4 protein-coding genes are annotated in these 14,001 nt (G+C 37.7%); 1 reads left to right on the top strand and 3 read right to left on the bottom strand.

All coding sequences use genetic code 11. The features are described from left to right. Nucleotides 1-20: 20 nt before the first annotated feature. Together VB711_RS00170 and VB711_RS00165 are read right to left on the bottom strand one after the other, a co-directional pair. Nucleotides 21-9,173 carry a non-ribosomal peptide synthetase gene (locus VB711_RS00170; RefSeq protein ID WP_323283649.1) on the bottom strand — a complete coding sequence of 3,051 codons (9,153 nt, stop codon included), beginning with the start codon at nucleotides 9,171-9,173 and terminating at the stop codon, nucleotides 21-23. Between the two features lie 140 nt (nucleotides 9,174-9,313). Then, a complete protein-coding gene (locus tag VB711_RS00165; protein WP_323283648.1) occupies nucleotides 9,314-9,886 on the bottom strand; it encodes an aspartyl/asparaginyl beta-hydroxylase domain-containing protein in 573 nt (190 codons plus the stop codon). Between the two features lie 243 nt (nucleotides 9,887-10,129). Here VB711_RS00165 and VB711_RS00160 point away from each other — a divergent pair, with 243 nt between their 5' ends. Continuing rightward, on the top strand, nucleotides 10,130-10,894 hold the full coding sequence (locus VB711_RS00160; RefSeq protein ID WP_323283647.1) for an SDR family oxidoreductase: 765 nt from the start codon (nucleotides 10,130-10,132) through the stop codon (nucleotides 10,892-10,894). Nucleotides 10,895-11,264: 370 nt separating this feature from the next. Here VB711_RS00160 and VB711_RS00155 read toward each other — a convergent pair whose 3' ends face one another. Beyond that, a complete protein-coding gene (locus VB711_RS00155) occupies nucleotides 11,265-13,934 on the bottom strand; it encodes an NHLP bacteriocin export ABC transporter permease/ATPase subunit (RefSeq protein ID WP_323283646.1) in 2,670 nt (889 codons plus the stop codon). Nucleotides 13,935-14,001 lie beyond the last annotated feature (67 nt).

Below are 14,001 nucleotides of genomic sequence, written 5' to 3'. Positions count from 1 at the left end.
ACATGAGATATCACTCCTTGTTATTCTAAATCTTCTAAAATCGAATCTAGTTCGTTTTCAGATAGGTTAACTAGGTGAAAGTCTGTAGCACTGTAAAATGAGGAATTAGTAGCTGTTGAATCTGTGAGGTACGATCGCAAGTTGTAAAGATAATTTTCTGCTAGATATTTAATAGTCTGTGAATGATGGATGTTTTGGCTATAAGACCATTCTATTTGTAGTAATTCATTTTGAATGCGAGCGTTAATGGCTAAAAGATGGGGACGTTCTTGTTGCGGACATAATCCTGTTCCTGTGGGAGCATGACTGATAGTAAATCGGTGATTTGTTTTTGGTAAATTATCAATTTGTCCCAAATAATTGAAACTGATGGCGGCTTGGTTGGCATTTTTAAGGGTTTCCTGTAAAGTTTGATTTTGACTGAGATAACGCAATAATCCGAAACTAATGCCATGATGGGGAATGGTTCTGAGTTGGGTTTTGATGGCTTTGATTAATGTATCTTGCTCGGTATTGGTGCTGGGTTTTTGTAGCAAAATTGGGTAAAGAGAAGTAAACCAACCAATGGTTCTAGAAATATCCAATTGTTCGATTAGTTCTTCTCTGCCGTGTCCTTCTAAATCTATTAGCCAATGATCAGATTTGTAAGTTTCTGCGAGAGTTTTTAGTAAGGCTGCCAACATGATTTCTTGAATATTGGCATGATAGGTTGTGGTTGTTTGTTTGAGCAGAGTATTTGTTTCTTCTGGAGATAGTTGACTAGATAGGATGGCTGTACTTTCTACTGTATTTTTGTTAGCAATAAACGGAAAATCTACAGGTAATTGGGAAACTGGAGTTGATATAATGTTTTGCCAGAAGGGGATATCTTTGATAATTTCGCTGGAGTTAGATAGGGTTTGTAAAGATGTAGTCCATTGGCGATAGGAGGATGTTTTGGGAGGTAAAGAAATAGGTTGATTATTTATGGAAAAACCTCTCTCTTGCAAGGATTCAGGATGATCTAAGACTTGTTGGTACGCTTGGTTTAAGTCTTCTAATAAAATCCGCCAGGATACGCCATCTATAATTAAATGATGGGCAAATATAAACAGGATGTTACCATATTCGATTAAGTTGCTAACATATAAAAATCGCAGCAAGGGCGGATGATCAAATTGAAAACTGGAGTGTTCTGTTTCTACAATTGCGGTTAAAGCTGCTCGCTGTGTTTGCGGTGGATGGTGGCTAAAGTCTGCAATCTGCAAAGGGGGAGTTTGAGCAGTTCCTGTATAAAATTGTTGCCATTGTCCTTGTTGTTGGGAAAATCCAACGCGAAAAATGTCATGATGGGCAACTACAGCGTCTAAGGCTAGGATGAAGGCATCTATGTTTAAGGGTTCGTTACAATTCAAGGCTATGGCTTGATTCCAGTGGTGGGGATGGGTCCAATTTTTGGCAAAAAACCAGTTTTGAATGGGGGAAAGGGGAATGATACCGTTTAACGGCTCGATGATCTCTTGTTTTTGCGCGAATGGTTTAGCGATCGCAGCTAGTCGAGATAAGGTTTGAGCTTCAAAAATGTCTCTGGGGTTGATTTCCCAGCCAGATGCACGCGCACGCGCTACGATTTGTAAGCTAATAATTGAGTCTCCCCCTAATTCAAAAAAGTTATCTTGGGGATTGACGGTTTCTATTCCTAGCACTTCTGTCCAAATTTGGGCAAATATTTCTTCTGTGTGGGTTTTAGCGATCGCTTCTGTTTGTGATAATTCGGGCGCTGGTAGAAGTCTGCGGTCTATTTTACCGTTGGGGGTAAGTGGCCAAGCTGGAACTAATACCACCACACTGGGAATCATGTAAGCTGGTAAAACTTGGGCTAAGTAATCTTTTAAGTCTTGGCTGGTTGGTGGGTTGTCTTGCGGTGCTAAAGCGTAACCAACTATGCGTTTACGTCCGGGTAAGTCTTGACGCAGCATGACCACGGCGCTATCTACGGTTTCATGTCTGGTTAAAGCCGCTTCAATTTCGCCCAATTCGATCCGATATCCGTTAAGTTTGACCTGGGCATCTTGACGACCCATAAAGCGGATGTTGCCTTGCAGATCATAAACGCCGCGATCGCCTGTTTTATAAAGTCTCGCTCCCGGTGTTTTGCTGAAAGGATGGGGAATAAATGCCGTTGCTGTTAAGTCAGGACGATGTAAATAACCCCGCGCTAAACTGATACCACCAATATAAATTTCCCCAATTACACCAGGGACAACCGGTTCTAAAAATGAATCTAGGAGGTAAATTTCAACGTTTGCGATCGCACTGCCAATACTCACTTCTCCTAACAAATTGCTACAATCCATCAAACTGGCGCAAACTGTTGTCTCTGTTGGACCATAAGCATTAAAACATCTGCGTTGATTGACACTCCAACGGCGTAATAAATCCCCTGAAACCGACTCTCCAGCTACAATCAAAGTCTGCAATTCTGGTAAATCTGCGGTATTAATCGCCGCTACCAAAGAAGGGGGAAGGGTGACATGAGTAATTTTCCAACTCGTCAATTTTTTCCACAGTTCAGCACTGGGAGAACGGTTTGCTTGCGATCGTAAATATAGAGTAGCACCGCTACCCAAAGCCATAAAAATCTCGGAAATAGCTGCATCAAAATTTAAAGCAGCAAATTGATAAACTCGACTTGTTTCTGTCACTCCAAAACTGGCAGTTTGAGCGCGTACCAAATTTTGAATCCCACCATGAGGAACTAAAACACCTTTTGGTTTACCTGTAGAACCAGATGTATAAATCACATAAGCCAGATTTTCCGGTCTAACTTTTAAATTCAACCGTGCTGTATTTAATGTTAAATCCAGTTCACCAATAGCCAGCAATTTCACATTTTCTGGAAATAATCCCGGTGCTATAACTTCCTCAGTTAAAATCAACCGCGTTTGACTATCTTCTACAATAAACTTCAATCTATTTTCAGGATAATTGCGATCTAAAGGTAGAAAAGCCGCACCAACTTTTAACACTGCCAGCAAAGCAATAATATATTCAATACTATGGTCAAAATATAACCCCACTATAGACTCATCACCAATACCTATTTCTAATAATTTTGCAGCTAAACTATTAGCGCGTTTTTCTAATTCACCATAACTAATATTAGCATCATCACAAACTAATGCCACCTGATTAGGTTGTAAATCTACATGATTTTCAAATAACTGATGACTAGGGCGAAAATCTCCCCAATTATTGCTATTAGCTTGACTTTGTTTGATATTTTCTTCCCGTTCTGTTGGTGATACTGCCTGGATTTTCCCTAACATTACTTCTGGCTGTTCAGCCATATTAATAATTATATTTTTAAAGCGTGATATTAAATTTTCTGCGGCATTGATAGACAGAAACTTTGTTTGATAATTCAGCTTTAATAATAAACCTTGATCGGGAATTACCCCCACTGTTAACGGGTAATTTGTTCTTTCATAAAACTGGATATCATCAACTCGAAAATCCTGGACTTGTTCTTTTAAACTTTGGTCAACAGGATAATTTTCAAACACCAAAATGCTTTCAAATAAAGCTGAACCAGATAAATTACATTCTTTTTGAATATCCGTTAATTTGCTATATTCATATTCTCGCATTTCTACATGATGCTGTTGAATATTTTGCAACCAATTTGCAACAGATAAACTCGGATTAATTTCTACTCGCATCGGTAGAGTATTAATAAATAAACCTACCATATTTTCCACTTCTGCTAATTCTGGTGGTCTACCAGAAACCGTCACCCCAAATATGACATCTTCCCCCGCACCATGTTTTTGTAAACACATTGCCCAAGCACCTTGAGCAATAGTATTTAATGTTAATCGCTGGGTTTGTGCCATCTTTTGCAATAACGCAAATTCAGATACATTCAAACGTAATTCTACTTCTTGATAAGCAGGTAAATTATGATCAAATTCTGATTCAGAAATTTCCCAATTTAGACGAGTGGATGTAGAAATACCTGCTAAATGTTGTTGCCAAAATTGTTTAGATTTTTGCTGATTCCGACCTGCTAACCATTGAATATAATGGCGATAAGGGGGAACAGGTGGTAAAGCATGGGCAACTCTTTGACAAATTGATTGATATATAGTCAGGACTTCTTTAAAAATAACTGGTAATGACCAACCATCAAGGATAATATGGTGATGACTCCATAACCATTGCCAAGTAGAATCATTTAAGCGAATCACAGTAAACCGCATTAAAGGACTTTGATTTAAACTAAATCCTTGTTGTTTATCTGTGATTAAATATTGCTGAAGTTCAGTTTCTTGTTGTGTGGGTGATAAATCACGCCAATCTTTTTGAATAATTGAAAATTTGAGCGATTTATTAACGATTTGCAGAGGTATGTCTTGATGATCCCAAACAAAAGCACTGCGTAAAATTGGATGTCTATCGACAACAACTTGCCAAGCATAATCAAAATTATCAATATTGAATTTACCAATAATTTTTCCTGTTACCTGTTCAAAATAAATACCCTGTTCTGGTTCATAGATTGCATGAAATAGCATTCCTTGTTGCAATGGTGAAAGGGGATATATATCTTCTAACTGGGGATATTGATTTTGAATAATATCTAATTTTGATTGCTGGATTTTCACCAAGGGAAAATCTGATGGTGTATATCCACCTACAGCTATTTCTGTACAGTGGTTGAGAATTTCTAGAAGATTATTTTTAAATTCATTTACCCATTGAATAATTGTTGCTGATTGATGCAATTTGCAACTATACAACCAATCAACACGCAATTCTCCTTCTACAACAATGGCATTAATATCAATGATATGGGGACGCACACCTTGGGGATGTCTTGTTGGCGCTACCTCAGAATTTAATAAGCGAAATAGTTGATTTTTACCGCTTTCATTTCTCACTTGTCCGAGATAATTAAAGCTAATTTCTGGTGGTTGATAATTGCAGAACTTGGAATTTTCCTCAGACCCTATTCCCTGTTCAAGATATCTTAAAATTCCATAACCAAAGCCACGTTGAGGAACATTACGCAATTGTTCTTTAACAGTTTTAATAATTTCTGATGCTAAATTAATCTCTGGTAATTCCAAACTGAATGGATAAAGGGTAGTAAACCAACCCAAGGTGCGAGTAATATCTAAATCGGCAGATAATTCTTCTCTTCCATGCCCTTCCATCATAATTTGAATGTGGGATTGTTGAGTGATAGTTACTAAAGTTTTTGCTAAAGCTGCAAGTAATAATTCTTGGGGTTGGGTGCGGTAGGTTTTATTAGCTTTTGTTAACAATATTTGAGTTTGTTCTGTGGTTAATTGACAGCTAACAGTTTTCACAGAAGACTCTAGGTTATCTTTTACAGATTGGGGAAAATCTAGAGGTAGTTTTGCGGTTTCTTTTTGTAGAGTATTTAACCAAAACTGTTTTTCTGTTTGGATATTTGGGGAATTAATATAACTGTGTAAAAATTGACTCCATTGTTGCCAGGATGAAGTAGTTGGGGAAATTTGACTACCGCTAATGAGTTCTACTAAATCTTGCAGTAAAATCCGCCAAGAAACACCATCAATAATCAGGTGATGAATAACAATTAATAGCTGTGCTGGACAGTGTTCACCGAGATTAAACCATACTACACGATAAAGGGGACCATTACTTAAATTGAGCGATCGCTCAACTCGTTCTCTCACCTCCCCCATGATTGCATTTTGTTCAACTTCGGTTCTTAACCCCAAATCAACTATTTCCCAAGCCAAAGTAACATCTTTTTCTACATAAAATTGTCGCCAATTTTCCGCTTCTTTTGTAAACCGTAACCGGAAATTATCATGATGGGAAAAAATCACCTGTAACGCTGTTGCAACTTGTGATGCTTCTAAAGATGGATGCACTTCCAGCAATAAAGTTTGATTCCAATGATCAGGGTTAGGAATATCAAGTTCAAAAAACCATTTTTGAATCGGAGTTAAAGGAACTTCACCCGTAGCAATCTGATTTTGTGATATAGCACAATTTTGTATCTGTGCTACCATGGCTAATCTTTGCACAGTTTGTTCTTGAAAAATTTCCTTGGGTGTTAATATCCAACCTTGACGACGCATTTCTGTCACCACTCGCAAGGCTAAAATTGAATCACCACCTAGATCAAAGAAATTGTCCTCAATCCCAATTTTATCTATACTTAAAACCTGTTCCCAAACGCCACATAAAACTTTTTCCGCATCAGTTTGAGGAGGTGTAAAACTCTTTCTTGTTGTTGCTTGATTCCAATCTGGTAAGGGTAAAGCTGAACGATTAATCTTACCTTGAGCAGTTAAAGGTATTGCATCCAACAACATAAAAGCTGCGGGAATCATATAATCTGGTAAACGTTCTTTTAATGCTGTCCGTAATTCATTCCGATCAATATTTGCATTAGCTACAATATAAGCTACTAACCTTTGCTCATTTTCTACAGATGAGTGAACAATTACTACAGCTTCTGATATTTGTGGTAATGATGCTAAAGCTGCTTCAATTTCCCCTAATTCAATTCTAAATCCGCGTATTTTTACCTGTAAATCACAACGTCCTAAATATTCAATATCACCATTTCTCAACCTTCTTGCTAAATCTCCAGTACGATATAATCTCGCTCCTGGTTGTTGACTAAAAGGATCGGGAATAAATCTTTGTGCTGTTAAAGAAGCACGATTCAAATATCCTCTAGATACCCCCATTCCTCCTACATAAATTTCTCCTGCAACTCCATAAGGTGCAGGTTCAAAAGCACTATCTAATATATATAAAGATAAATCAGAAATAGGTACACCAATCACACTACCGCGATTTTCTAAAATGTCCTCTGCTAATATCTGACGATAAGTAACGTGAACGGTAGTTTCTGTAATTCCATACATATTGATCAAACGTGGATGACTCTCACCATAACGTTTAATCCAAGGTTTAAGACTTTGTAATTCTAATGCTTCTCCACCAAAAATAACTGCTCTTAAACTATTTAATCGTTCAGAATATTCTCCGTCAGCACGGATTAATTGCCGAAAAGCTGAAGGGGTTTGATTGAGAATTGTTACTCCTTCTCTTTGTAAAAGTTCTCTAAAAGCAGAGGGAGAACGACTTTCTAAATAAGGAACTATTACTAATTTACCACCATATAATAATGCTCCCCACATTTCCCACACTGAAAAATCAAATGCGAAGGAGTGAAACATTGTCCAAACATCTTGATCATTAAACTCAAACCATTTTTGAGTATTTTTCATCAGTCGAATAACATTTTTATGACTGACCAAACAACCTTTTGGTTGTCCTGTAGAACCACTGGTGTAGATGATATAAGCTGTTTGTTCGGGTAGAATTTGAGAAGTAAGATTTACATTATTTATGTTTTCTGTAAGTTCTATTTTATCAAGTATGATAATTTCGGAAATTGCTGCTGGAATTTCTGATAATAATGATTCTTTTGTTAAAAGTAACTTAATGCCGCTATCTTCAGCAATAAAATTTAACCTTTCTGCTGGATATTGAGGGTCTAAGGGAACATAAGTTCCACCAGCTTTTAAAACTGCTAAAATAGAAATAATTAATTCTAAACTACGTTCTTGAAAAATCCCTACTTTTGTTTCTGTAGTTACTCCTTTTTGTTTTAATAGTGCAGCTAATTGATTTGTACGTTGATCTAATTCTTGATAAGTTAATTTTGTTTCTGAGTCAACTACAGCAATTATATCGCTATGATTTTTGACGGTTTTCGTGAAAATATTAATTAAATTTGTCTGTTCAACTTCTATATTTTGGGAAATAGAACCTAATGCTAAAAGTTCTTTTCTCTCTTCCCTATTTAACCAAGGTAAAACATCAATTTGAGTATCAGGATTATTGATAACTGCTGTTAAAAGTTGTTGATAATGTGTTAATATTTCTTGGGCTGTTTCTGCTGTAAATAAATCAGTATTATATTCTAGTGCTGTTATCCATCCTTCAGATCCAGGTTCTAGCATTAAACTGAGATCAAATTTAGCCCCACCATTATCCAAATAAATGGGTTTGACAGTTATTCCTGGTAATTTAATTTCGCCAATGGGTGCATTTTGGAGGGCAAAAAGGGTTTGAAAAATTGGTGGATGGACGGGATCACGCTTGATTTTTAGTTTGTCAATAATTAGTTCTAAAGGAACATCTTGATGTGCGAAAGCCTCTACACAAGTTGAGGAGATTTGCTGCAACAATTGTCTAAATGAAAGTTGACCCGTAAAATTACAACGCAGGGGTAAGGTGTTAACAAAAAAACCAATTAAGTGTTCTATTTCGTTTTTTCTACGATTAGCAAAAGGACTACCAACAATAATATCAGTTTGACCAGAATAACGAAATAGGAGAATTTGATAAACTGCTAATGTCACCATAAAAAATGTGACACTCTCTGCTGTGGCTAATGCTTCTAAAGAATGAATAACATCTATTGATAGAGGTTCGCGCAACACCGCACCTTGAAAAGTTTGTGATGTAGGACGATTTTTGTCTAAAGGTAAATCAAGAATTGGCAAAGGTGCAGCTAAAGCTTGTTCCCAATATGTTAATTGTTGTTGAATTGTCGGTGTTTGTAACCAGGTTTCTTGCCATTCTGCATAATCTCCATATTGAATTGGTAAGTCTGGTAAGGTAATTTGTGAACCTTGAATAGCCGCAGTATAAAGTTGCGTTAGTTCTTGAACAAATATCCCTAAAGACCAACCATCACTGATGATATGATGGAGATTTACTAACAGAATATGCTCCTGTGATGATATTTGATATAAAATCACTCTCATCAATGGACCTGTAACGAGGTTAAAGGGTTGACGAGATTCTATTTCTAAGATTTCCTGTATTTTTTGATCTAAAGATAATTCTATGATTTTTTCTTCTAGATCAAATTCCTGTTCTGCATGAATTAATTGTACAGGTTCGCCTTCTTCTAAGGCAAAGGTGGTTCTGAGAATTTCATGGCGGTTGATAATTTCCTGAAAACATTTTCCTAGAACGACCCGATCTAGATTACCTGATAAATGTAAAGCTATAGGAATATTATAAGCTATGTTGCCAGGCGATAATATTTCCTGATACCATAGTTGTCGTTGGGAAAGAGAGAGAGGTAAAACATAAACTTCCATACATCAAACACCAAGGTTAATTAATAGTTAATCAATATTAACTTTTGGTTAATAATCACTAAGTCACAATTTTGCTGTTCAAGTAGGATAATCTCATCATAAATTAACAGTTGATGGATTAATACTGACTGAATGATTAATTATTTTGATGTTTCAACCTCAGATAAGATATTTAACCAATACTCTTCGTCAATTGCTTGATTGTTTGTCATTGGTTCGGTTAAAGTGGAATCTGGTCTTTTGAAGTCGATTAGTAAGACGATTCTCGTTTGCTCAGATTTATTCCAGGCTTCATGTTCATAAGTATCATCGAAGATTAGACATTTTCCTTCTTGCCAACTTCTGGTTTCTTGGTCTACCCGAATCGCACAATCATCAGGTACAAATATACCCAAGTGACAACGGAGAACGGCTTTAGTTGCACCAAAATGAGGTCCAATATAGGTTCCTGGCGCTAAAGAAGAAAATCCGGCTGACATCATCCCCGGTATGCTCTCAATTAGTTTAGTTGTTTGGGGACACAATTGGCAGTTTTCCTCTAATCTCCGTCCAAAAGCATATAATCCAAAAACTTCCCACCCTTGGTTATAAATATTTTTTTCTGGCCAATCAATAAAGTTTTGGGGCTGAAGTTGTTCTAATTCTTTGCGGATTAGTAGCCAGTTGGCTTCTAAAGGCGCAATAAAGTCAAAATCTCTAGATTCAAAGAACATTGGCTCAGTATGTGGTTAGTTTTTAAAGTTACTATTGCACCTTCCACAGAATACAATATCATAGTTCTGACTTCACGTATAAAAAAAATAAATTTTTATAATGCTACAAACTAAAATAATTTAGAAGTTTAGACATACAATAAGTTTGCTATGAGGCGATCGCCTTCTAAATTTAACACATTTTTATACATAACCCAGGTATTTCAACGAGGGGGAAAGTTATCATGATTAACAGGAAGGACGATGAAATTAGAAGATATTAAAGCTATAGTAACCGGTGCGGCCAGTGGTATTGGACGTTGCATGGCGCTGGAATTGGCTCGTAACGGGGCTAAAGTTGTTGGTGGTGATTTAGATGTAGACGGTTTGAAGAGTTTGACAGCGGAGGCTGTGGAACTACCAGGAGAAATCGAGGGTTTGCAACTTGATGTGGCAAATGAATCGAGTGTTAAAGAATTTATATCCTTGGCTTGTGAAAAGATTGGTTATCCTAATACCCTAGTTAATAATGCGGGTATTCTGAGAGATGGGTTATTAGTTACACGAGAAGAAGATGGTTGGTTACGGAAACTGCCCACGGCACAATGGAAGCGGGTAATTGATGTAAATTTAACCGGTGCTTTTTTTATGGCGCGAGAATTTGCAGCTTTAGCGATCGAGCAAAATATCTCTCCGGCATTAATTATCAATATCTCTTCTGTTACTAGATCAGGTAATCCTGGTCAGTCTAACTATAGTGCATCTAAAGCCGGATTAGATGCAGATACGCGCACATGGGCTTTAGAATTGGCTCCCTTTGGTTTTCGGGTAGCAGGTATAGCGCCAGGATTAACGAATACCCCTATTCTCAGTCGGGTATCACCAGAGGCTTTAGCGGAAATGACTGCAAATATACCCCTTGGACGCATCGCTGAACCCTATGAAATCTGGCAAGCAGCGCGTTTTATTATTGAATGCGACTACTTCACTGGTGGTGTGATAGATGTAGATGGAGGGGCGCGATTTTGATATTGTTGGCGAAATATTAACGTAAGTTGCTAGAAACAAGGTGCGTCAGAAACTTAAAATTAGTCATTTCAGCCTCAATTATTCCGTCTGACGCACCCTACAGACTACAAAATATCCGAAAAATTAATAACTAGCAACTTGAGTTATTACTAGGAGTTACCCATAAGGATGATGGATTTTATCTCTTGTAGGGTGCGTCAGACCCGATAATTTAGCAAACAATAGATTTTTTCTATCTGACGCACCGCACTAATTTAGATGAAACAAGGTGCGTCAGAAACTTAAAATTAGTGATTTTAGCCTAAATTATTCTGTCTGACGCACCCTACAGACTACTAGGAGTCAAGGGGTAGGGCGTATTGCATTTCACTCACCTTGGCAGTTGACAACTCATTAATTGGGCAAAAAGCCCTGGGATGGATACAAGTTGATCAAAAGTTCCTTGTTGGATAACTTGACCTTGATCTAAAACATAGATGCGATCAGCTTTGCGGATAGTGCTAAGACGGTGGGCAATAACGATGCGGGTGACACACAGTTGGTCTAGACTGGCAGTGACGATCGCTTGCGTGTGATTATCTAACGCACTGGTCGCTTCGTCAAGAATCAGAATCTTGGGTTTGAGAACGAGCGATCGCGCTATTAGTAACCGTTGTCTTTGACCACCAGAAAGATTAGAACCAGCTTCAGAAATAATAGTGTGCATTTGCATCGGCATAGCTTGAATATCATCTGCTAAACCCGCCATTCTTGCCGCTTCCCAGGCTTCATCTATTGTAATTAAACCACCAGCAGCGATATTTTCAAACAAAGAAGCACTATGAATCCGTCCATTTTGTAACACTACACCTAACTGTCGCCGTACTGTCCCAATATCTAATTCTGATAGATCTTGCCCATCATAATAAATTTTCCCAGATTCAGGAGTTTCAAAACCTAAAAGCAGTCTTACTAAGGTAGATTTTCCACTACCAGAAGCACCAACTAGAGCAATAAATTCACCAGCTTGGGCTGTTAAACTAATATTATTAATGGCTGGTCGTTTATCGGGTCGATAACGAAATACAATTTCTTCTAGGGTAACGTTACCTAACAAGACACCAGGATCTATTTTATTTGTACTTATTTCTGGTTCTGCTTGCAGAATTGGTAAGACTCTTTCCCAGAGAATGCCAATTTCTAAAATATCAATCAGGGTATTACTGAGATTAGTTACACCTTGAATAAATATGGCGAAAGCCACATTAAAAGCTAAAAAAGTTCCTATAGATAGGGCTGGTTGAATCATAGTAACAACTATCGCAAACATCAATAATGGACTAATTCCAGTTAATAAGCGATTGCTAACTAAAACCATATCTTCTATCCACTGGATATGCAAAGTTAACTGTAATTTTTGACGATAATGGTTTGTCCAATAGGCAAAAGCTCGATTTTCAGCACCGGCAACCCGTAGTTTAGAAACTGCTCCAATCATTTCTACTAATATTCCTGATAACTGACCTTGATTTTCTTCTAAAAGACGTAATTTTTTGCGAGTTTGATGGGCGGCTGTGATCATAATTAGGATAGTAATACTGGCTAAACCTATAGCAACTAAAGCCAGAGCGAAGTTGTAGATAAATAATAATCCCAGGTTTAATAACGAAAAAATACTGTTAAATAAAGTTTTGACAATAGCAGTACCGAGAATTTGGCGAATTTGATTAATAGCGGCTACTCTGGAGAGTAATTGTCCAGTGGAATATTGACGGAAAAAGCGAATTTTTAACTTGAGTAACCGATCCCAAAGTGCTGCTTGGATTGTGGAATTGGTCAAAGTTTGCAATCTCAATGTTCTTATTCTCTGGGTGAATTGAAAAATGGCTATACCAAAGCTGGCCGCAATTAAGCCGATGGCAATTTGCAGCAATAAACCCCTGTTACTATTAGGGATAGCTTGATCGATGATTATCCCTGTGGCTTGAGGAGTAAGCATTCCCAGCAAGGTGGCAATGATACCACTGAGAATTAGTGCGATCGCATCTCGTTTGCGTCCATAAACGGCAAAATTAAACACTTCCCAAGCAGACTTAATTTTTTCTGGAAACGGACGGTAAAAAATGTACGCTGTGGAAGATAGTTGATTGGCTAGTGAAGCATTGAGAGGATAATCTGTGCCTGTTTGAGGATCAAAAAGTTTGTAGCGATTGGGACTTTTGGGCAGTATGGCCACGGGACGATGATCTGCTTCTAGGTAGGCTAACATGGGTCCACAGTCTTGTTTCCACCAGTGTTTGGTCAAAAATATCCGACGGGTGCGAATTTGGGAAGCATGGGCGATCGCCTCCAGGGGATCACGGCGACACTGTGATTTTTCGGACTGTACAGGTAAGCGAATTTCTATACCTAAAGCCCGTCCTACGGCTTCTGCTGCTATCAGTAAATCATGATCACCGATGAATGGTTTAGACTTAATTGGTTGGAGAACTGAGGAAAAAACATTTACAGCACAGTTTAATGCACTTTGATTGAGTCGCTGTCTTTGCTCAAATTGGGCAAGTTTGATAGCATATTCCTGTTGTTCTAATTCTGCAAGTTGTTGAAGAAATTGTTGATGGATTTGTAGTAAAAAAATTTCCGCTTCAGATGTGTAGTCTTGCAATAACCAAGAACTATTTTGCTGGGGAAAGACTGTTGTTAGGTGATTAAGCCATGTTTGAATTAAGGCATTTAATTCCCTTGATTGTACTGTTTGCCATTGAGTTAAGGTAAGTTCTCTTAATTGACTAGGTTCAATGGCTACAGCTAGGATTTGATATTCAAATGTAGGATCTTCAATACCTAAAAGTAACTCTCCAGCGATCGCACTAAATAGATATCGGCGTTCTCCTGTTGATTTTACCGCAAAGATAGCGATCGTACCCGATTCAATCCACCGTGTTGTCTGCAAATCAGTTAGTAAAAAAGAGCTATTACCAGCAATTTCTTCAGATGGTAAGTTAAATGAATCAAAAAAAGACACCCCAATCATTGCGGATTGATTGTTTAATTTTTCCATAAGTCCCTATCAATACCCAACTATAGGACTCCTATTTGAGTGTTGAACATACACGTAGGGTGGCAAT

The sequence above is a fragment of the Cronbergia sp. UHCC 0137 genome (assembly GCF_034932285.1).
Lineage (GTDB): Bacteria > Cyanobacteriota > Cyanobacteriia > Cyanobacteriales > Nostocaceae > Cronbergia.
The sequence above is the reverse complement of the archived record's forward strand: the minus strand, read 5'-3'. Positions and strand labels throughout refer to the sequence as shown.

Bases quoted from the DNA above. Each gene is read 5' to 3' on its own strand.
- VB711_RS00170 (WP_323283649.1), bottom strand. From the start codon at position 9,173: ATGGAAGTTTATGTTTTACCTCTCTCTCTTTCCCAACGACAACTATGG.
- VB711_RS00165 (WP_323283648.1), bottom strand. From the start codon at position 9,886: ATGTTCTTTGAATCTAGAGATTTTGACTTTATTGCGCCTTTAGAAGCC.
- VB711_RS00160 (WP_323283647.1), top strand. From the start codon at position 10,130: ATGAAATTAGAAGATATTAAAGCTATAGTAACCGGTGCGGCCAGTGGT.
- VB711_RS00155 (WP_323283646.1), bottom strand. From the start codon at position 13,934: ATGGAAAAATTAAACAATCAATCCGCAATGATTGGGGTGTCTTTTTTT.